This is a genomic window from Plantimonas leprariae, assembly GCF_008802405.1.
Lineage (GTDB): Bacteria > Pseudomonadota > Alphaproteobacteria > Rhizobiales > Rhizobiaceae > Plantimonas > Plantimonas leprariae.
Map to the genome: position 1 here is coordinate 322,461 of NZ_VZDO01000001.1, position 19,193 is coordinate 341,653.

At 70.0% G+C, this 19,193-nt stretch carries 18 protein-coding genes; 13 read left to right on the plus strand and 5 right to left on the minus strand.

Features of this window, described 5'->3' with window-relative positions:
• Positions 1–75 precede the first annotated feature (75 nt).
• The 4 genes from F6X38_RS01475 (at position 76) to F6X38_RS01490 (ending at position 4,062) form a co-directional block, all read left to right on the plus strand.
• Complete coding sequence (locus F6X38_RS01475; protein ID WP_150967751.1) at positions 76–1,146, plus strand: ABC transporter substrate-binding protein; 1,071 nt, start codon at positions 76–78, stop codon at positions 1,144–1,146.
• 92 nt (positions 1,147–1,238) lie between these two features.
• Positions 1,239–2,057, plus strand: coding sequence for an ATP-binding cassette domain-containing protein (locus F6X38_RS01480; RefSeq protein WP_150967752.1), 819 nt, complete (start codon positions 1,239–1,241; stop codon positions 2,055–2,057).
• On the plus strand, positions 2,054–3,310 hold the full coding sequence (locus tag F6X38_RS01485; protein ID WP_150967753.1) for a sugar ABC transporter permease: 1,257 nt from the start codon (positions 2,054–2,056) through the stop codon (positions 3,308–3,310). Before F6X38_RS01480 ends, F6X38_RS01485 begins: the two co-directional genes overlap by 4 nt.
• Positions 3,311–3,333: 23 nt before the next feature.
• Positions 3,334–4,062 carry an SDR family oxidoreductase gene (locus tag F6X38_RS01490; RefSeq protein WP_150967754.1) on the plus strand — a complete coding sequence of 243 codons (729 nt, stop codon included), beginning with the start codon at positions 3,334–3,336 and terminating at the stop codon, positions 4,060–4,062.
• Between the two features lie 4 nt (positions 4,063–4,066).
• On the opposite strand, the gene F6X38_RS01495 is transcribed toward F6X38_RS01490, so the two are convergent.
• The 5 genes from F6X38_RS01495 to F6X38_RS01515 all read right to left on the minus strand — a co-directional run bounded on the left by F6X38_RS01495 (position 4,067) and on the right by F6X38_RS01515 (position 8,406).
• Positions 4,067–4,927, minus strand: a complete 861-nt coding sequence (locus F6X38_RS01495) for an SIS domain-containing protein (protein ID WP_246191129.1) — start codon at positions 4,925–4,927, stop codon at positions 4,067–4,069.
• A gap of 83 nt (positions 4,928–5,010) precedes the next feature.
• Positions 5,011–5,886, minus strand: coding sequence for an MBL fold metallo-hydrolase (locus tag F6X38_RS01500; protein WP_150967756.1), 876 nt, complete (start codon positions 5,884–5,886; stop codon positions 5,011–5,013).
• Entirely contained in the window at positions 5,883–6,809 is a 927-nt protein-coding gene (locus tag F6X38_RS01505; RefSeq protein ID WP_150967757.1) for an NAD(P)-dependent oxidoreductase, read from the minus strand. The genes F6X38_RS01500 and F6X38_RS01505 overlap by 4 nt, the downstream gene beginning before the upstream one ends.
• Before the next feature lie 5 nt (positions 6,810–6,814).
• Complete coding sequence (locus F6X38_RS01510; RefSeq protein ID WP_150967758.1) at positions 6,815–7,780, minus strand: shikimate dehydrogenase family protein; 966 nt, start codon at positions 7,778–7,780, stop codon at positions 6,815–6,817.
• Positions 7,777–8,406: a glucose-6-phosphate isomerase gene (locus tag F6X38_RS01515; RefSeq protein ID WP_150967759.1), complete on the minus strand. Its 630-nt coding sequence runs from the start codon at positions 8,404–8,406 to the stop codon at positions 7,777–7,779. Before F6X38_RS01515 ends, F6X38_RS01510 begins: the two co-directional genes overlap by 4 nt.
• A 243-nt stretch (positions 8,407–8,649) precedes the next feature.
• Here F6X38_RS01515 and F6X38_RS01520 point away from each other — a divergent pair, with 243 nt between their 5' ends.
• The 9 genes from F6X38_RS01520 (at position 8,650) to F6X38_RS01560 (ending at position 19,191) form a co-directional block, all read left to right on the plus strand.
• The gene (locus tag F6X38_RS01520; protein WP_150967760.1) at positions 8,650–9,621 is read left to right on the plus strand and encodes a substrate-binding domain-containing protein; all 972 of its coding nucleotides are present in this window, start codon (positions 8,650–8,652) and stop codon (positions 9,619–9,621) included.
• A 68-nt stretch (positions 9,622–9,689) separates the two neighbouring features.
• The gene (locus tag F6X38_RS01525; RefSeq protein ID WP_150967761.1) at positions 9,690–11,210 is read left to right on the plus strand and encodes a sugar ABC transporter ATP-binding protein; all 1,521 of its coding nucleotides are present in this window, start codon (positions 9,690–9,692) and stop codon (positions 11,208–11,210) included.
• A complete protein-coding gene (locus F6X38_RS01530) occupies positions 11,207–12,199 on the plus strand; it encodes an ABC transporter permease (RefSeq protein ID WP_150967762.1) in 993 nt (330 codons plus the stop codon). The genes F6X38_RS01525 and F6X38_RS01530 overlap by 4 nt, the downstream gene beginning before the upstream one ends.
• A gap of 2 nt (positions 12,200–12,201) precedes the next feature.
• Positions 12,202–13,707 (plus strand): xylulokinase, encoded by a 1,506-nt coding sequence (locus tag F6X38_RS01535; RefSeq protein ID WP_150967763.1) that lies wholly within the window; start codon positions 12,202–12,204, stop codon positions 13,705–13,707.
• Between the two features lie 27 nt (positions 13,708–13,734).
• A complete protein-coding gene (locus tag F6X38_RS01540) occupies positions 13,735–14,493 on the plus strand; it encodes an SDR family NAD(P)-dependent oxidoreductase (RefSeq protein WP_150967764.1) in 759 nt (252 codons plus the stop codon).
• 5 nt (positions 14,494–14,498) lie between these two features.
• The gene (locus tag F6X38_RS01545; RefSeq protein ID WP_150967765.1) at positions 14,499–15,629 is read left to right on the plus strand and encodes a glycerol dehydrogenase; all 1,131 of its coding nucleotides are present in this window, start codon (positions 14,499–14,501) and stop codon (positions 15,627–15,629) included.
• A 19-nt stretch (positions 15,630–15,648) separates the two neighbouring features.
• Entirely contained in the window at positions 15,649–16,665 is a 1,017-nt protein-coding gene (locus F6X38_RS01550; RefSeq protein WP_150967766.1) for a galactitol-1-phosphate 5-dehydrogenase, read from the plus strand.
• Positions 16,666–16,675: 10 nt separating this feature from the next.
• Positions 16,676–18,196, plus strand: coding sequence for an FGGY-family carbohydrate kinase (locus F6X38_RS01555; RefSeq protein ID WP_150967767.1), 1,521 nt, complete (start codon positions 16,676–16,678; stop codon positions 18,194–18,196).
• On the plus strand, positions 18,193–19,191 hold the full coding sequence (locus F6X38_RS01560; protein ID WP_246191130.1) for a sugar-binding transcriptional regulator: 999 nt from the start codon (positions 18,193–18,195) through the stop codon (positions 19,189–19,191). Before F6X38_RS01555 ends, F6X38_RS01560 begins: the two co-directional genes overlap by 4 nt.
• Positions 19,192–19,193: the final 2 nt, after the last annotated feature.

Here is a 19,193-nt window from a genome sequence, read left to right on the forward strand (position 1 = left end):
CCGGGGCACGAGAGATCCGCGCGGCGCGACCGCGCGGGTGAAGACACGCAAACGTCACCCAACGGAGGAGATACGATGACGAAAACCACCGCGAACCTTTCGAGGTCGGCCGGCCTGGCGGCGCTGGGGCTGACGCTGCTCGCCGGCGCGGCCCACGCGCAGGGTGCCAGCGGCACCGTCGCCTTCCTGATGCCCGACCAGGGTTCGACACGCTACGAGGAGCACGACTTCCCCGGCTTCCAGGCCGAGATGAAGAAGCTCTGCCCGGATTGCGAGGTCGTCTACCAGAACGCCGACGCGGACATCGCCAAGCAGCAGCAGCAGTTCAACTCGGTGATCTCGCAGGGCGCGAAGGTCGTGGTGCTCGACCCGGTGGATTCCAGCGCCGCCGCTTCGCTGGTGCAGCAGGCCCACAGCCAGGACGTCAAGGTCATCGCCTACGACCGCCCGATCCCCGACACGCCGGCCGACTATTACGTCTCGTTCGACAACAAGGCGATCGGCAAGTCGATCGCCGACTCGCTGATCCAGCACCTGAAGGCCGCCAACGTTCCGGCCGACAAGGGCGGCGTCCTCCAGATCAACGGCTCGCCGACCGACGCGGCGGCCGGCCTGATCCGGGACGGCGTCCACGAGGGTCTGGCAAGCAGCGGCTACAAGACGCTGTCGGAGTTCGACACGCCGAACTGGCTGCCGAGCAACGCGCAGCAGTGGGCGAGCGGCCAGATCACGCGGTTCGGCGCCGACATCGTCGGCGTCGTCGCCGCGAACGACGGCACGGGCGGCGGCGCGATCGCGGCCTTCAAGGCGGCCGGCGTCGACCCGGTGCCGCCGGTCACCGGCAACGACGCGACCATCGCGGCGCTGCAGCTCATCGTCGCGGGCGACCAGTTCAACACGATCTCGAAGCCTTCCGAGATCGTCGCGGCCGCCGCCGCCAACGTCGCCGTGCAACTGCTCGCCGGCAAGACGCCGGAGGCCAAGACCACTCTCTACAACACGCCGTCGCAGCTCTTCATCCCGGCGGTGATCACCAAGGACAACATCAAGGCCGAGATCTTCGACAAGAAGATCACGCCGGTCGCCGAGGTCTGCACCGGCGACTACGCCGAGGCCTGCAAGTCGATGGGCATCACCGCGCAGTAGCGCGCCGAACCCGGCCGGCCGCCCTTCGCCGCACGGCAGGGGCGGCCGGCTCGCCCTTCCCTCCGCCCGCCAATTCGACGACGAGGTCTCTCATGACGGATGCCGCAATGGGCTCGAACCCCCGGACGGGGCGCGGCGAGCCGGTCATCTCCCTCCGCAACGTGTCCAAGCACTTCGGCGCGGTTTCCGCGCTGACCGACATCGAACTCGACGTCTTCCCTGGCGAGGTGGTGGCGCTCGTCGGCGACAACGGCGCCGGCAAGTCGACGCTGGTGAAGGTGCTGGCGGGCGTCCACCAGCCCTCGTCCGGCACGATCCGCTTCGACGGCAAGGAAGTGACGATGTCGAGCCCGTCCGCCGCGCTCGACCTCGGCATCGCCACGGTGTTCCAAGACCTCGCGCTCTGCGAGAACCTCGACGTCGTCGCCAACATCTATCTCGGCCGCGAAAAGGACCCCTACGCGCTCGACGAGGTGGCGATGGAGGTCCGGGCCTGGACGCTCCTCAACGAACTCTCCGCCCGCATTCCCTCGGTGCGCGAGCCGATCGCCTCGCTTTCGGGCGGCCAGCGCCAGACCGTCGCCATCGCCCGCTCGCTCCTCCTGGAGCCGAAGCTCATCATGCTCGACGAGCCGACCGCCGCGCTCGGCGTCGCGCAGACCGCGGAAGTCCTGAACCTCATCGAGCGGGTGCGCGACCGCGGCCTCGGCGTCATCGTGATCTCGCACAACATGGACGACGTCCGCGCCGTCGCCGACCGCATCGTGGTGCTCAGGCTCGGCAAGAACAACGGCGTCTTCACGCCCGAGGATTCCCATCACGACCTGATCTCGGCCATCACCGGTGCGACCGAGAACGCGGTGTCGCGCCGCGCCGAACGCCTTGCCGGTGGAGCGGAGGCAGTCCAATGAGCAGCGTCAACCCGAACTCCGTCGCCGGCCGGCCGCTCGACCGGGCCGACGCGCGCGTCCGCCAGGACGAGGGCCTCGCCGGCGCCCTGCGCGGCTTCATCGACCGCGTCCGCTCGGGCGACCTCGGGATGATCCCGGTCGCCGTCGGCCTCGTGGTGATCTCGTTGATCTTCACCTCGCTGAATCCGGTCTTCATCCGGCCCGGCAACATCTCGAACCTCCTCTACGACTGCGCCACCACCGGCATCATCTCGCTCGGCATCGTCTGCGTGTTGCTGCTCGGCGAGATCGACCTGTCGGTCGGCTCGATGTCGGGGCTCGCCTCCGCCATCCTCGGCGTTCTTTGGATCAACAACGGCTGGCCTGCGGTCGGCGCGATCCTCGTCGCGCTCCTCCTCGGCGCGGCGGTCGGCGCGATCTACGCGACGCTCTACAACCGCGTCGGCATGCCGTCCTTCGTCGCGACGCTGGCGGGGCTGCTCGCGCTCCTCGGCTTCCAGCTCTACCTCCTCGGGTCGAGCGGCTCGATCAACCTGCCGTTCAACCAGCCGCTCGTCCGGTTCGGGCAGAACGCGTACATGCCGAACTGGCTGTCGTTCATCCTCGCCCTCGCGCCCGGCGCCGCGATCATGTGGTCGGGCCTGAAGGCTAAGGCGCGGCGCGAGGCGGCCGGGCTGTCCGGCGGGGCGCTCAGCGTCCTCGTCACGAAGGCTGCGGCGCTGACGATCGCGCTGGTCGCGGTGGTCTGGTTCCTCGCCAACGGTCGGGGCGTGCCCTGGATGTTCGGGCTCTTCGTCGCGCTCGTCGTCGCGATGGAATACGGCGTCACCCGCACCAAGTGGGGCCGCTCGATGATGGCGGTCGGCGGCAATCGCGAGGCGGCGCGCCGCGCCGGCATCAACGTCCGCCGCATCTACATGAGCGCCTTCGTGCTTTGCTCGACGCTGGCGGCGCTCGGCGGCCTCCTGTCGGCGACGCGGCTCGGCTCGGCCTCGCAGCAGGCGGGTGCCGGCGACGTGAACCTCAACGCCATCGCGGCGGCGGTGATCGGCGGCACCAGCCTCTTCGGCGGCCGCGGCTCGGCCTATTCGGCGCTGCTCGGCATCATCGTCATCCAGGCGATCTCGAACGGGCTGACGCTGCTGAACCTCTCGTCGTCGCTCCGATACATGATCCTCGGCGGCGTTCTCGCCCTCGCGGTGATGGTGGACTCGCTGGCCCGGCGCTCGCGCGCCTCGCACGGCCGGGGCTGACCGACAAGCCCAAGGAAGAGAAGATGGCACAGGAACTGGAAGGCAAGGTCGCGGCCGTGACGGGCGCGGCCTCCGGGATCGGGCTCGAATGCGCCCGATCCATGCTGGCGGCGGGCGCGCGCGTCGCGCTCGTCGACCGCGCCGGCGACAAGCTCCGGCAGCTTTGCGGCGAGCTCGGGCCCGGCGCGATCCCGGTGGTGGTCGACCTCCTCGACCCGGCGAGCGTCGCGACGATGATGCCGCAGATCCTCGCCGCGGCGGGGCGGCTCGACATCTTCCACGCCAATGCCGGCGCCTATGTCGGCGGCCCGGTGGTGGACGGCGATCCGGACGCGTGGGACCGGATGCTGAACCTCAACATCAACGCCGCCTTCCGCACCGTCCATGCGGTGCTGCCGCACATGGTGGAGCGCGGCAGCGGCGACGTCCTGTTCACGAGCTCGGTCGCGGGCGTCGTGCCGGTGGTCTGGGAGCCGATCTACACCGCCTCGAAATTCGCGGTGCAGGCCTTCGTCCACACGGTCCGCCGCCAGGTCGCCCCGAACGGCGTCCGCGTCGGCGCGGTCTGCCCCGGCCCGGTGGTGACGGCGCTCCTCGACGACTGGCCGAAGGCGAAAATGGAGGAAGCGCTCGCCAACGGCAGCCTGATGCAGCCGAAGGAGGTCGCCGACGCGGTGATGTTCATGCTGACCCGGCCGAAGGGCGTCATGATCCGCGACCTCGTGATCCTGCCGGTCAGCGTCGACCTCTAAAGCGTCAGTCCGGCTCGCGGTCGTCGGCGAGGCGGAGGTCGTTGAGGCGGCGCTTCATCATGTCGAAGCGTTGCGCCGTCCGCTCGCTCCGGCGCAGCGCCACCGCCGTCGACAGGATGTCCACCACGACGAGCGCCGCGATGCGCGAGATCGTCGGCGTGTAGACGTTGGTGTTCTCCAGCGTCTCGGCGACGATCGCGACGTCGCAATGCGCGGCGAGGCTGTTGCGCGAGCCGGTGATGGCGATCACCTTCGCGCCGCCCTCGCGCGCGATCGCCGCGACCTCGATGATCGAGCGGGTGCGGCCGGTGTTCGAGATCACCACCGCGACGTCGCCCTCGCCCATCACGGACGCCGACATCACCTGCTGGTGCGAATCGAGCTGCGCGCCGCAGGGCACGCCGAACAGCGGGAACTTCTGCTGCGCGTCGCGCGCGACGATGCCCGATGCGCCGAAGCCGAAGAACTCGATCGAGCGCGCCGCCTCCAGGATCGCCACCGCCGCCTCGACGTCTCGCGCGTCGAGGTTGCGGCGGGCCCAGTCGAGGCTGGTGATCGTGTAGTCGAAGATCTTCTCGATCACCGCGGCTGGCGCGTCGGTGCGCAAGAGCACGGAATGGGTGGCGGGCGTGCCGAGCGCCAGCCCGTGCGCGAGCCGCAGCTTGAAGTCCTGGTAGCCGGTGCAGCCGAGGGCGTTGCAGAAGCGGATCACCGTCGGCTGGCTGACCTCGGCCTCCGCCGCGGTGTCGGCCAGCGTCGCGGCGAGCACGCGCTGCGGATCGGCGAGGACGAGGTCGGCGACCTTCCGCTCCGATTTGCGCAAGTCCGCATAGCTCGTCCGGATGATCTCGAGAACGTTGCGCAAGGGCTCTCGCGCTTCCTCATCCGGTCCTGACAAGCCGCAATCATCCCGCGCCGCGCATCCGGGCTCCAGCATGGCGGGCGGGCTCAAGCCTCGTCAACAGGGCCGAGGCGGTACTCGGTGCCGAACCGGGCACGCCCGGCGCGAAGCGGCGCGGCCGCCGCGGCGATCCGGTCGATCGCTTCTGGCGCGGCCGTGTTGAAGGCGAACATGCCGTAATGGTGGGCGAGCATCGCGGGAATGCCGGCAGCGCGGCAAAGCTCCACCGCCTCCGCCATCGTCATGTTGCCGGCGATCCCGGCGCTTGCCAGCGCCTCGCTGCGCCCGTTCACCGGCAGCAGGGCGAGGTCGGCGTTCAGCACCCGCACCTCCGCCGCCTGCCCCTCGAACGGCACCGTGTCGCCGGAATGGAAGACGGTCGCGCCCGCCGTCTCGACCGCGTAGCCGAGGAAGCGGAACCGCCCCTCACGGTCGGCTTCCAGCGTTTCGTGCGCGGCGCGCACCGCCCGGACCGCGATGCCGGGCAGCACCGCCCGCCGCTCGCCGGCATCCATCGGAATCAGCCGTTCCGCGCCGACGCCGGTTCGGCGCGAGGCCTCCTCGATCTCGGCGGCCGGCACGACGAAGCGGAGGTCCGGCAGCCGCTCGGCCAACGGGCGGAGCGTGTCCGGGTCCATGTGATCGGTGTGGCGATGCGTGAGGAGCACGACATCGACGGGACCGAGTTTGTCCGGCTGCACCGGGACGGGCGCCATGCGCTCGTGCGGCGTCGCCGTCCCGGCATATTTGCGCGCTAGCGAATCCGACAGGTAGGGATCGATCAGCAGCCGGCGGCCTGCCGCCTCGACGACGAAGCCCGCCTGGCCGAGCCAGAACAGCGAAACGCGGCCCGGACGCCGCTCCGGCGGGCGCTTCAGACGCTCGGCGAGCCTCCCTTCGAACGCGACCGCCTCGAAGCTCACGCCCGGAGCGCCCTGACGAGGTTCTCGACCGCGAGCGCCGTGACGCGGTCGACGCTTTCCTCGGTGAAGCCGCCGATATGGCTGGTGGCGATGACGCGGGAATGGCCAGCGAGGACCAGGGAGCGCGGCGGCTCCTCGGCGAAGACGTCCGTCGCGTAGGCGAACAGGCGCTCGGCCTCCAGGGCTTCGAGCAGCGCCGCCTCGTCGACGAGGCCGGCGCGCGCGGTATTCACCACCACAGCATCGGATTTCATCGCCGCCAGCGCGGCGCGGTCGAGGAGCGGCCGGCCGTCCGGCATGATCGGACAGTGGAAGGTGACGATGTCGGCCTCGCGGAACAGCGTCGCGAGGTCGACCCAGCGGACGCGTTCGGGCGCGATGTCGAGCGGCGGGCGGGCCGGATCGAAGGCGAGGATGTCGGCGCCGAGCGCCGCGAACAACCGGGCGGCCTCGCCGCCGACCGCGCCGCAGCCGACGACGCCGACGCTGCGCCCGCGGATCTCCCGGCCGCGCCGGCGGGGCCAGCCGCCCGCCTTGATGCCGGCGTCGGCGAAGGGGATCTGGCGCAGCGCCGCCAATGCGAGGGCGACGGAAAGTTCCGCGACCCCGGCCGCGTTGCCGCCGTCCGCCCGGCACAGCGTGATGCCGCGTTCGGCGAGGAGCGGCAGCGGCAGGTTGTCGACGCCCGAGCCGTTGCGGCTGACGACGCGCAGGGCATCGGCGGAACCGAGCGCCCGGGTCGACACCGGCTCGACGCCGGCGAGCCATCCGACCGTGCCGGGCAGCAGCCGGCAGAGCTCGCTTTCGTCCGGCAGCGCGTTCGGCGTCGAATAGACGAGGTCGAAGCCTTGCGCGCGCAGCGCCTCCACGGCGGGATGCGGCGTGGCGGTCAGCGAACGGGGCGTGACGAGGATGCGCTCCACCGCCCTCACCCCTTCGAGGCCCGGGCCGCGATCGCCGCGATCTCGTCGAAGCGCGGGCCGGCGGACGGCACGTCGACGTGGAACACCTCGGCGATCACCTGCGTCCAGCCGTAGATGAAATACGTCCAGCCGTCCTCGACCTGCAGCGAACGATCCGCCTCCTGCCTTCGCGCTTGGGTCAGGAAGACGAGGTCGCCGCGGTAGTTGAGGTCCCAGGCGATGCCGTTCGCGGGGAAGACGCCGGCGTCGGTCAGCGGCGAGCCGGGTGCGTCCTTGCCGAGGCCCGTGGCGTTGATCACCAGCGAGCCGGGCTTCAGCGTGGCCAGCACCGCGTCGTTGTCTTGCCGTTGCGGGGCGAGCACGTAATCGACCGGCACGTCGGAGCCGATCTCGGCATGGATGCGGCGGATCTCGTCGAGCCGCCCCTGGCTGCGGTTGGAGACGACGATGCGCGATGGCCGATCCCCGCCGCGGCTCCGCTGCATCATGTGCCAGGTGAGCGCGATGGTGGAGCCGCCGGCGCCGATCGAGAAGAGTTCGGCGCCGGTCCGCTCGAAATGCCGCTCCGGCAGGAAGCCGTCCAGCGCGAGGCCGGAGGTGATCGGGTCCTTGGCGTGGCAGACGAGGCGGCCGTCCCGCTTCGAGATGCAGCTCGTCTCGTCCATCAGCCGGGCGTGCGGGTCGATCTCGTCGAAGAGGTCGTGCGCCGCCTTGAAGAGGTCGATCTTGTGGGTCGTCACCAGCGCGCCGAGCGAGTTCGGATCGCGCTTGATGAAGGACACGACCTCCCGGTAGGCGGCCGGATCGGCATGCACCGCCAGATCGATGCCGCGCATCTCGGCGTCGAGGCCGAGATACTGGGCCCAGGCCGGAAACACCTTCATGATCGAGCTTTTGCCGGTCGTGACACCGACGAAGTAGAAGGTCGGCCGTTCCGCCGCTGGATACGGAGCTGCGACGGTGTTGCTCATGCGGCCTCGCCGTAGAGCGCTTCCACCAGGGCGGCGGAGCGCGGCCGCCAGTCGGCATTGTCGACCGCCGTCCAGCCGCCCGTTCCGTCGTCGACGATGCGCCGGCGCATGCCGCCGGCTTTCGCGATGATGTCGTAGTCCTGGCCGGAGTCCGCCGGGTAGGCGAAGGTCATCACCAGATCGTCTGTGCCGACATTGACCGAGCGGTGGATCCAGTAGGGCGGCACGTAGCAGAGCGTGCGCGGACGAAGCTCGACCGTCCGCACTTCGCCGTCCGGCGACTCGAGCAGCATCAGGCCATGTCCGCTCTCGCCGTAATACATTTCCGGCCGGTCGGCCTTCGCGTGGATATGGCCGCGCGTCATGAAATACTCGGCGCCGACCTTACCGGGCGCCATCCGGGTGACGCCGATGATCATGTCGCCGGCATCCGAAGACGGCTTGTGGTCGGTGACCTCGTAGGCGACGGCGTCGGCGCCCCGCTCGTCGAGAAGGCGGCGAAAGGCGGCCTCGTCGGCATAGAGACCCGCCAGGTCGCCGAACGTCTTGCGGTAGCGCGTCGCCGCACCGCTCAACTCTCCGGCGGCGACGTCGACCGTGAAGACTCCCGGCTCGCGCAATCTCATCGCAATCTCCACATTGTGTAGTTATGCTACATTTCTCGGCGCTATCCCGCAAGAGCGGAGCGGCTTGATGTTCGCGGCACGACGTTGGCATCAACAAAAATACCGCAGCGCACCATAATGCACATCACATCCTAGCCTCGTGCTCACGAATGTGAATAATTATTGACACTTGACCCGCCGCTTATCTTGTAACTATGCTACATCGCGGGCTTGGGAGAGAACGCCCGATCTATGGAGGAATCGATGAGGACGTTTTCCCTTTCGGGCTGCCTGCTCGCCGTGGCGATGGTCGCCGGGGCCGCCGGCACCGCGGGCGCGGCCGATTGCAAGGTTGGCGTCGCGATGTACACGCTGGCCGCCCCCTACTTCGCGGCCCAGCAGGCCGCGGCGCTCGATCAGGCCAAGAAGGCCGGCTGCGAGGTTTCGACCTCGGACGGCCAGAACGACATGAACAAGCAGATCGCCGACGTCGAGGACATGGTGGCGAAGGGCGTGAAGCTCCTGATCCTCAACCCCCGCGATCCGGAAGGCCTCGTCGCCGCCGCGAACGCCGCCACCGCCGCCGGCGTCAAGGTCGTGGTGATGGATTCCTCGATCAACACCAACGCGAACGTCGTGACGCAGGTCCGCTCCTCCAACGATCAGAACGGCTTCCTGGTCGGGCAGTGGCTGGCGAAACGCATGCAGGGCACGCCGATGAAGATCATCCTGATCTCGGGCGCGCAAGGGAACGAGGTCGGCCGCGACCGCCGCCTCGGCGTCTTTCGCGGCGTCGTCGAGGGCCAGCTCACCAACGAGGGCAAGTCCTCGTTCGAGATCGTCGGCCAGGGTTGGGGAAGCTGGGAGCAGGAGGGCGGCCTGAAGGCGATGGAGGACCTCCTCACCGCCCACCCGGACGTCAACGTCGTCGTCGCCGAGAACGACTCGATGGCGCTCGGCGCGATGAAGGCGCTGGAGGGCGTCGGCTCCTCGGACGTGCTGGTCCTCGCCGCCGCTGACGGGCAGAAGGAAGCGCTCGCCGCGATCAAGGACGGCAAGTACGGCGCGACCGGCCTGAACGACCCCGACGCCGTCGCGCGCCTTGCCGTCGACATCGGCCTGAAGGCGCTGAACGGCACGCTGGAGCCCGGCTACCCGAAGCTGAAGCTCACCGAACCGGCCGTGATCACTAAGGACAACGTCGAGAAGTACTACCGCCCCGACGCGGTGTTCTGACCGCCGACAGCGAAGAGCGGCGGCCCGGCTTCGTGCCGCCGCGTCTCCATCCATGACCTGGAGGCGGAATAGTGGAACTCGCCCGGCTGTCGGCCATCACGAAATCCTTCGGCGGCATCCACGCGCTGCGCGGCGTCGACTTCGACGTCCGAGCCGGCGAGGTGCACGCGCTCCTCGGCGAGAACGGCGCGGGGAAGTCGACGCTGATGCGCGTCCTCGGCGGCGAGTTGCAGCCGACGAGCGGCACGGTTTCGCTTGGGCACGAGGCCGTGACGCTGCGTGATCCGCGCGAGGCGCGGGCGCGCGGCATCGCGGTGATCCACCAGGAACTGGCGCTCGCGCCCGACCTGACCGTCGCCGAGAACATCTTCCTCGGCGAGTTGCCGGGCGTCATCTCCTGGGGCGCGCTGAAGGCCAGAGCCCGCGAACTCCTCGACCGGCTCGGCTTCGCCATCGATCCCGGCCGCACCGTCGGCAGTCTCGCGGTCGCTCACCAGCAGGTGGTCGAGATCGCCAAGGCCCTGGCGCGCGAGGTCAGGATCATCATCTTCGACGAGCCGACCGCGGTCCTTTCCGCGCAGGATGCCGAGCGCCTCCACGGCATCATCGCCGATCTCAAGCGTCACGGCGTCGGCGTCGTCTACATCTCCCATCGCCTCGACGAGGTGATGCGCATCGCCGACCGCATGACCGTGATGAAGGACGGCCAGCTCGTCGGCACGGTGGATGCGGCCGGCATCACGATCGACGGGCTGATCCGCATGATGGTCGGCCGGCCGCTCGCCGCGATGTTCCCCGAGAAGGGCCGCCGCGCGCTCGGGGAAACGCTGCTCGAAGCGAAGAACCTGCGGCGCGGCGCGAAGGTGCGGGGCGTTTCCTTCACCGTCCGCGCCGGCGAGGTGGTCGGGCTCGGCGGCCTCGTCGGCGCGGGGCGCACCGAGGTCGCGCGCCTGATCTTCGGGGCGGACCGGCTCGAATCCGGCGAGGTCTCCTTGCGTGGCAAGCCCGTGCGCTTCGCCAGCCCGCGCGACGCGGTGGCGAACGGCATCGGCCTCGTGCCGGAAGACCGGAAGCACGAGGGCGTCGTCCTCGACAACGCCATCCGGATCAATTCCACCATGGCTCGGATGGGGGCCGTCACCGGGCCGCTCGGGTTCCTCAGGCGCGGCCGCGAGAAGACGATGGTCGAGGACCTCGGCCGCTCGCTCCGGCTGAAATCGGCCGGCGTCGATGCGCCGGTGTCGTCGCTTTCCGGCGGCAACCAGCAGAAGGTGGTGCTCGCCAAGTGGTTTCACGCCGAAGGCGACGTGATCATCCTCGACGAGCCGACGCGCGGCGTCGACGTCGGCGCGAAGACCGAGATCTACGCGCTCGTCGACAAGCTGGCGACAGCCGGCAAGGCGGTGCTCGTCATCTCGTCCGAGCATCAGGAGCTTTTCGGCCTCTGCGATCGCGTCCTCGTGATGGGCGAGGGCGAACTGCGCGGCGAGCTCCTGCCCGACCGCTACAGCGAGGAGAACCTCCTGTCGCTGGCGATGATCCGCCCGGTGGCGGCGGCCGCCCAATCCAACCAAGGTGTAGAGCCATGACCACGGTCGCCGACGCCGCACCGGCCAAAGCCGGCCGCAGGTTCGATTTCGCCAGCGTGATCCAGCACTTCGCGACCCTGGCGATCTTCCTCGTGCTCGTCGTCGCGGCGAGCTTCTGGTCCGACGCCTTCCTGTCCCGGATCAACATCCTGAACGTGCTCCGGCAGGTCGCGGCGGGTGCGGGCATCATGGCGGTCGGGATGCTGTTCGTGATCCTGACGCGCGGCATCGACCTGTCGGTCGGCTCGATCGCCGCCCTCGGCTCGGTGCTGACCGCGCATTTCATCCACTTCATGGGTTACGGGCAGACGGCCTCGATCGTCTTCGTAATCCTCGCCGGCATGGGCTGCGGTCTCGTCACCGGCGTCTTCGTCGCCTATCTCAAGCTCCCCTCCTTCGTGATGTCGCTGGCGATGCTGGCGATCGCGCGCGGCCTGTCGCTGATCATCTCGGACGGCCGGCCGATCCCGCTGGGAACGGAAGGCGCGGCGATCTCCGGCTTCGGCTCCGGCTTCGCCTTCGGCCTGCCGCTGCCGGTCTGGCTGATGTTCGCGGTATTCCTCGTCGGCGGCATCGTCCTCAACTTCACGCGCTTCGGGCGCATCGTGAAGGCGATCGGCTCGAACGAGGAGGCGGTGCGCCTGTCCGGCATCGCGGTGCCCCGCTACATCCTGACCGTCTACATCGTGTCGGGGGCGCTGGCCGCCATCGCCGGCATCATCTCCACCGCGCGCACCGGCGTCGGCTCGGCGCAGGTCGGCGTCGGGGCGGAACTCAACGTCATCGCGGCGGTGGTGATCGGCGGCGCGAGCCTGATGGGCGGGCGCGGCGGCGTCATCAACACGCTGCTCGGCGCGCTGATCATGGGCATCATCGCCAACATCATGAATCTCGGCGGCGTTCCCGGCTACCACCAGCAGGTCTACATGGGCGTCATCATCGTCATCGCGATGCTGCTGCAGTACGGGACCGGCCGGCTGAAGCTCTGACCATGAACGGCGACCTCACGCTCTCGATCGACGTCGGCACGGGGAGCGTCCGCGCGGCGCTGGTCGACGCGTCGGGGCGGATCGTCGGCATCGCCGCTCGCGAGCACGACCAGATCGTGCCCGCCTTCGGCTGGGCCGAGCAGCGGGCCGAGGACTGGTGGACGGGCGTCGCGGCTTCCGTGCGCGAGGTGCTGGGGCAGATCGACGGGGCGCGGGAGCGCGTCGCGGCGGTGGCCGCCTGCGGCCAGATGCACGGCACCGTGCTGGTGGATGGAGCCGGAAACCCGACCCGCGCCGCCGTGCCGCTTTGGAACGACAAGCGCACGAGCGGCCTCGTCGCCGAGTTCGAACGCGCCTTTCCGGCCTCGGACTATCTGACGGAAAGCGGCAACCCGCCGACGCCGGCCTGGCCGGGCTTCAAGCTGCAATGGCTGCGCGACAACGACCCCCGCGCCTACCGCGCGGCGGAAGCGGTGCTGATGCCGAAGGACTTTGTCAACCTCCGCCTGACGGGCGAGAGGGCGATGGATACCGGCGACGCCTCGTGTTCCTTCCTGATGAACCCGGCGACAAGGGCGTGGTCGGACTGGATGATCGCGACGCTCGGCCTCGATGCGGGCATGTTGCCGCCGATCCGCGAGCCGATGGATATCCTCGGCAGCGTCACCGCGGCGGCCGCGCGCGAGACGGGCTTGCGCGAGGGCACGCCCGTTCTCGTCGGCGGGGCGGACTATCCGGTGGCCCTCCTCGGCTCGGGCGTCTGCCGGCCGGGCCTCGCCTCCGACGTCACCGGCACGTCCTGCATCCTGACGCTCATCGCGGACAGGCCGCTCTTCGATCCCGAAATCTGCAACGTCGCGACGCCGGAAGGCCATTGGGGCGGCTTCGTGCTGCTGGAAACCGGCGGCGACGCGATGCGCTGGGCGCGCCGCGCCTTCCACGAGCGGGCACTCGGCTACGGGGAGATCGTCGCCAAGGCCGCCGAAGCGCCGGCCGGCGCGGAGGGGCTGTTCTTCGTGCCCTACCTCACCGGCGAGCGGCTGGGCGCGCACCGCAACGCCAGGGCGCAGTTCTTCGGCCTCGGCGCGGGGCACGGCTTGCCCCACCTCCACCGCGCGGTGATGGAGGGCGTCGCCTTCGCCGCCGCGCGGCATCTGCGGATCATGGAACAGGCGGCGGGCACGCGGCTCGAACGCGTCGTCGCGTCCGGCGGCGGCGCGAAGACGGCGCTCTGGCTCAGGATCAAGGCGAGCCTCTACGGCATTCCGGTCGTGGTTCCGGAAGAGGCCGAGTGCGGTCTCGTCGGCTGCGCCGTGATGGCGGGCGTCGCCACCGGTCGGTTCGGCAACGCCGAAGAAGGTGCCGCCGCGCTGGTCCGCCATACCGACGAGGTCGCACCGGACTTAGGCTGGGCGGAGCGCTACGCGCGGATGCAGCCGATCTTCGACCGCCTCTACCGGGCGGGGCAGGATTTCTACGACGACCTCGACCGCCTCGCCGCGGGTTGAGGCGGGCACGTTTCAGGGAGGGAATTCATGGACGATATCGTCGCGACCTTCAGGCCGGACCTCTTCGCCAACAAGCGCGTCCTCGTGTCGGGGGCCTCGACCGGCATCGGCGTCGCCATCGCGCGCGGCTTCCGGGCGCTCGGCGCGGAGGTGATCGCCACCGGCTCCTCGCCCCACAAGCTGGAAGCGGCGAAGGCCGATCCCGGCAACGACGGCATCCGCTTCGAAGAGCTCGACGTCCGCGACCGGGCGGCGGTGGACCGCTTCGTCGGCGCCCTTGCCTCGCTCGACGTCCTCGTCAACACCGCCGGCATCGTGAAGCCCGACCTCGAATACGAGGAGGAGCCCTATCTCGAGGTCATCGACGTCAATCTCAACGGCGCGATGCGCCTGTCGATGGCGGCCTATCCGCACCTGAAGGCCTCGAAGGGCGCGATAATCAACACCGCCTCGATGCTGAGCTACCTCGCCGACGAGCGCGTGCCCGCCTACGGCGCGTCGAAGACCGGCATCGTCGGGCTGACGCGAGCGCTGGCCCACCGCTTCGGCGCGGACGGCATCCGCGTCAACGCCATCGCGCCGGGCTACCACAAGACCGATATGACGAAGGATCTCTGGACCCACGACGAGCACGGGCCGACCATCGCCCGGAAGGCCGCGCTGAAGCGCTGGGGCACGGTGGAGGACCTCGTCGGCACGGTCGTGTTCCTCGCCTCGCCCGCCTCGCTGTTCGTCACGGCGACGACGCTGCCGGTCGACGGCGGCTACGTCGTCAGCGGCTGGTGAGCGCCATGACGACCGCGATCGGCTGGCAGGCGGCGGAAGGCCGCTCCTACGGCGGCCCCGGCCGCTACGTGCAGCGCGCCGGCGAGCTTCGGCGCCTGCCCGAGCATCTGCAGGACCTCGGCACCCGCGCCTTCCTTCTCGTCGACCGGATCGTCGCCGAGGAATACGGCGAGGCGATCCGCGCGTCGCTTGGCAAGGCGGAGGCCCGGATCGAGACCTTCGGCGGTGAATGCTGCACGGAGGAGATCGACCGCGTCGCCGCGCTCGTCGCGGAAAGCGGCGCGGACGTCGTCGCCGGCATCGGCGGCGGCAAGACGGCCGACACGGCGAAGGTCGCAGGAATGCGCCACCGCGCGCGGATCGTGGTGGTGCCGACCATCGCCTCCACCGACGCGCCCTGCAGCGCCATCGCGGTGCGCTACAACCAGGAAGGCGTGATGCAGGAGGCGATGGCGCTGCCGCGCAACCCGGACCTCGTCGTGGTCGACAGCGCCGTCGTCGCGAAGGCCCCGGCCCGGTTCCTCGTTTCCGGCATGGGCGACGCGCTCTCGACCTTCTTCGAGGCGCGCTCCAACCTCGAATCCCGCTCGCCGAACTTCATCCGCCCGAACCTCCCCGCCCCCGAGGCCGGCATCGCCATCGCCCGGGCCTGCCACGAGGTGCTGATGCGCGACGGCCTGGCTGCGAAGCTCGCGGCGGAACGCAACCTGCTGACGCCGGCGGTGGAGGCGATCATCGAGGCGAACACGTTGCTTTCGGGTCTCGGCTTCGAGAACTGCGGCGTCTCCGGGGCGCACGGCATCCACGACGGCATGACGGTGCTGCCGGCGACGCGGAAGTTCTTCCACGGCGAGAAGGTCGCCTTCGGCACGCTCTGCCTCCTGATGCTGGAGGGTCGGCCGCTCGCCGAAATCGCGGCCACAGCGGCCTTCTGCCGCTCGGTCGGCCTGCCGACGACGCTGGCCGACCTCGACCTTGGCCAAGCGACGCCGGACGACATCGGCCGCGTCGCGGAAGCGGCGCTGAAGCCCGGCGCGGTGATCGGCCGGGTCGCGACGCCGCTCTCCCCCACGATCGTCCGGGACGCGATCCTCGCCCTCGACGCCTATACGAGCGGGCTCGCCCGCTCCGCCTGACATCCGAAGGACAGCATCCATGCGCGCAGCCGTCATGTACACGCCGGGCGACATCCGCCTGGAGGACGTTCCGAAACCCGTCGCCGGACCCGGCGAGGTGCTGCTGAAGGTCGATGCCGTCGGCGTCTGCGGCTCGGACCTGCCGCGCATGCTGATCAAAGGCGCACACAAGATGCCGATCATCTGCGGCCACGAGTTCTCCGGCCATATCGAGGCGGTGGGCGAAGGGGTCGAGGATTTTCGCGAGGGCGAACTGATGGCTGTCGCGCCGCTGATCCCGACCGAGCCGTGCGACCAGTCGCTGACCGGCAACTTCTCGCGGGCGCGGAACTACGACTATTTCGGCAGCCGGCGCGACGGCGCCTATGCCGAATACGTCGCGGTGCCGACCGGCAATCTCCTCCGCGCCCCGGCCGATGCCGACCCGCGCGCCGTCGCGATGACCGATCCCGCCTCCATCGCCCTCCACGCGATCTGGAAGGCGAAGCCGACGATGGGCGATCGCGGCGGCGTCATCGGCTGCGGCCCGATCGGCCTCTTCGCCATCCAGTGGATGCGGATGATGGGCTGCACGGAGATCGTCGCGGTGGACGTCTCCGAGCGCAAGCTCGAACAGGCGCGCGAGGCAGGCGCGACCTTCACCTATCTCGCCAACGAAGCGGTACCGACCGAACACGCCTGCGACCTCATCGTCGAGGCGGCGGGCCATCCGTCCTCGATCAACGCGGCGGCGCGGATGGCGGCGCCCGGCGGCCATGTCGTGTTCATCGGCATCCCGGTCGGCGACGTGAACCTCGCGAACGCGACCTTCCAGCATTTCCTGCGCCAGGAAGTGTCGCTGCACGGCTCGTGGAACTCGTTCGGCGCGCCCTTCCCTGGCAAGCAGTGGCGGGTGACGCTCGACGCGCTCGTCACCGGCAAGCTCCAATGGGAGTTCATGATCAGCCACGAACTGCCGCTCGCCGAACTGCCGGCGATGTTCGAGACTTTGAAAGGCAAGAACGACTTCTTCTCGAAGATCATGTTCCGCCCCTAAATCTCCCCGCATGTCGCTGCTCCTCGGCCTCGATTTCGGCACCGGTGGCGTCCGGGTCGGCGTGTTCGATCTGGACGCCCGGCGCATGCTGGCCGAGCGGGAGGCGGAATACGGCACGCGCCACCCGAAGCCCGGCTGGGCCGAGCAGTCGCCGGCCGACTGGTGGGAAGCGCTCGGCAAGGCGTCGCGCGCCGTCATGGCGGACCTCGGGCGCCCGGAGATCGCCGGCATCTGCGCCGCGACCACCGCCTCCACCGTCGTCGCCTGCGAGCGGAACGGCATTCCGCTCCAGCCGGCACTGCTCTGGATGGACTGCCGGGCGGCGGCCGAGTCCGACGCGACGGCACGTGCCAACCATCCGGTGCTCGCCTATTCCGGCGGCAGCGACGCGGCCGAATGGCTGGTGCCGAAGGCGATGTGGCTCGCCCGGCACGAGCCCGCCGTCTACGCGCGGGCCGGCGTGATCTGCGAATGCCTCGACTGGATCAACTTCCGGCTCACCGGCCGCTGGGTCGGCTCGCGCATGAACGCGACCTGCAAGTGGAACTGGGACAGCGTCGCAGGGCGCTTCCACGACGATCTCTTCGCGGAACTCGGCGTGCCGGACCTGGCGGAGAAGCTGCCGCAGCCGATCCTGCCGGTCGGTGCACCTGTCGAACGGTTGAGTCGAGAAGTGGCGGATCATCTCGGCCTGTCCAACCGCCCGGTCGTCGCGCAGGGCGGCATCGACGCGCATATCGGCATGGTCGGCGCCGACACGATCGAGCCGGGTGACCTCCTGATGATCGGCGGCACCTCCGTCGTGCACCTCTTCCAGCTTGGGGCGGAGCAGCCCGTCACCGGCTTCTGGGGCCCCTACCCGCACGCGCTGGTCGACGGCCGCTGGCTGGTCGAGGCCGGACAGGTGTCGGCCGGCTCGGTGCTGTCGTGGTTCTCGCGAGAAATCTTCGCGCTCGATCAGGCCGGGCACGACGAACTCTGCGAAGCGGCGGGCCGCATTCCGGTCGGCGGCAGCGGCCTCCTCGCGCTCGACTACTTCATGGGCAACCGCACGCCCTATCGCGACCCGCACCTGCGCGGCGCGGTGCTCGGCCTGTCGCTCGGCCACGACCGCGCCGCCCTCTACCATGCGGCGGTCGAGGGCGTCGCGCTCGCCTCCGCCAACGTCCTGAAGCGGATGGACGAACTCGGCGTGCCCTGCCGGCGGATCGTCACCTCCGGCGGCTATTCGCGCAACCCGCTCTGGCTGAAGGCGACGGTCGACGCGATCGGGCGGCCCGTCGAACTCCCGTCGAAGGCGAACCTGACGATCATCGGCGCGTGCGCCTGCGCCGCGGCCGGCGCCGGCCTCGTGCCGGATCTCGACGCCGCCGCGAAAGCCGTGGTGCCGCCGGCGAGGCCGGTCGAGCCGGACCTCGCGGCGCACGCCCGTTATCGCGAGCTCTTGGAGGACTATCTGGAAGCGACCGAACTGCTGGCGCCCCTGTCGCGCCGGCTCGCCGCGCGCCAGACGAGGGGGACGCCGCCATGAACGCCCCGGTGCCGGACCGCGAGATCCAGTTCCGCACGATGTCGGGCGAGCAGCGGGAATCGCTGATGGTGCAGGTCGCCAAGCGCTACTACGACCTCGGGATGACGATGGGCGACCTCGCCAGGGAGCTCGGCCTGACCCGCTGGCAGGCGAGCCGCCTCCTGACGGAAGCGCGCGAGACCGGCATCGTCCGGATCGAGATCATGCCCCGCGCCCCACGTCTTCCGGCGCTCGAAAGCCGGCTGCAGCGCCGCTGGAATCTGAAAGAGGCGGTGGTCGTGCCGACCGGCGGCGAGAGCGACGAGCGCCTCGTCTTGAACGCCGTCGCGCGGGCCGCGGCGCAGTTCCTCGCCGGCCTCGGCCGCGTGCCGCTGATCGGCGTGTCCTGGGGCCGCACGATGAGCGCGGTGGCGGCGCACCTGCCGCCGTTCTGGAACGAGGGCGTCGAGGTCGTGCTCCTCAACGGCGCGATGAACATCCGCAGCCCCTCGGTGCGCACCAACAACACGGCCGAACTCTTCGCCCGGTCCGCCAACGGCACGGCGACGCTGCTGCCGGTCCCGGCGATCGTCGGCAGCGCCGCGACCCGCCTCGCATTGGAACAGGACCCGACGATCGCCGGCGTCCTCGAACTCGGCCGGCGCGCGCCGGTGATCTGCTTCGGCATGGGCACGATCGCGCCGGACTCGGTGCTCGTCCAGTCGGGTTTCGTGACGGAGGCGGAAACCGCAGCGCTGGCGCAAAAGGGCGCGGTCGGCGACATCCTCAGCCGCTACGTCGACGCGGAAGGACGGATCGTCGATGCGGAGATCGACGCCCGCACCATCGCGCTCGATCTCGGCCTTGCGTCAGGGCGCGACCTGTCGATCGGCGTCGCGGCCGGCCGGGCGAAGCACGCGGTTGCCCGTGCCTGCCTCCATGCCGGCTACCTCAGCGCCTTGGTGACGGACGAGGAAACCGCCGGCCTGCTACTGGCCGACGCCGACGCCGGCTGAGT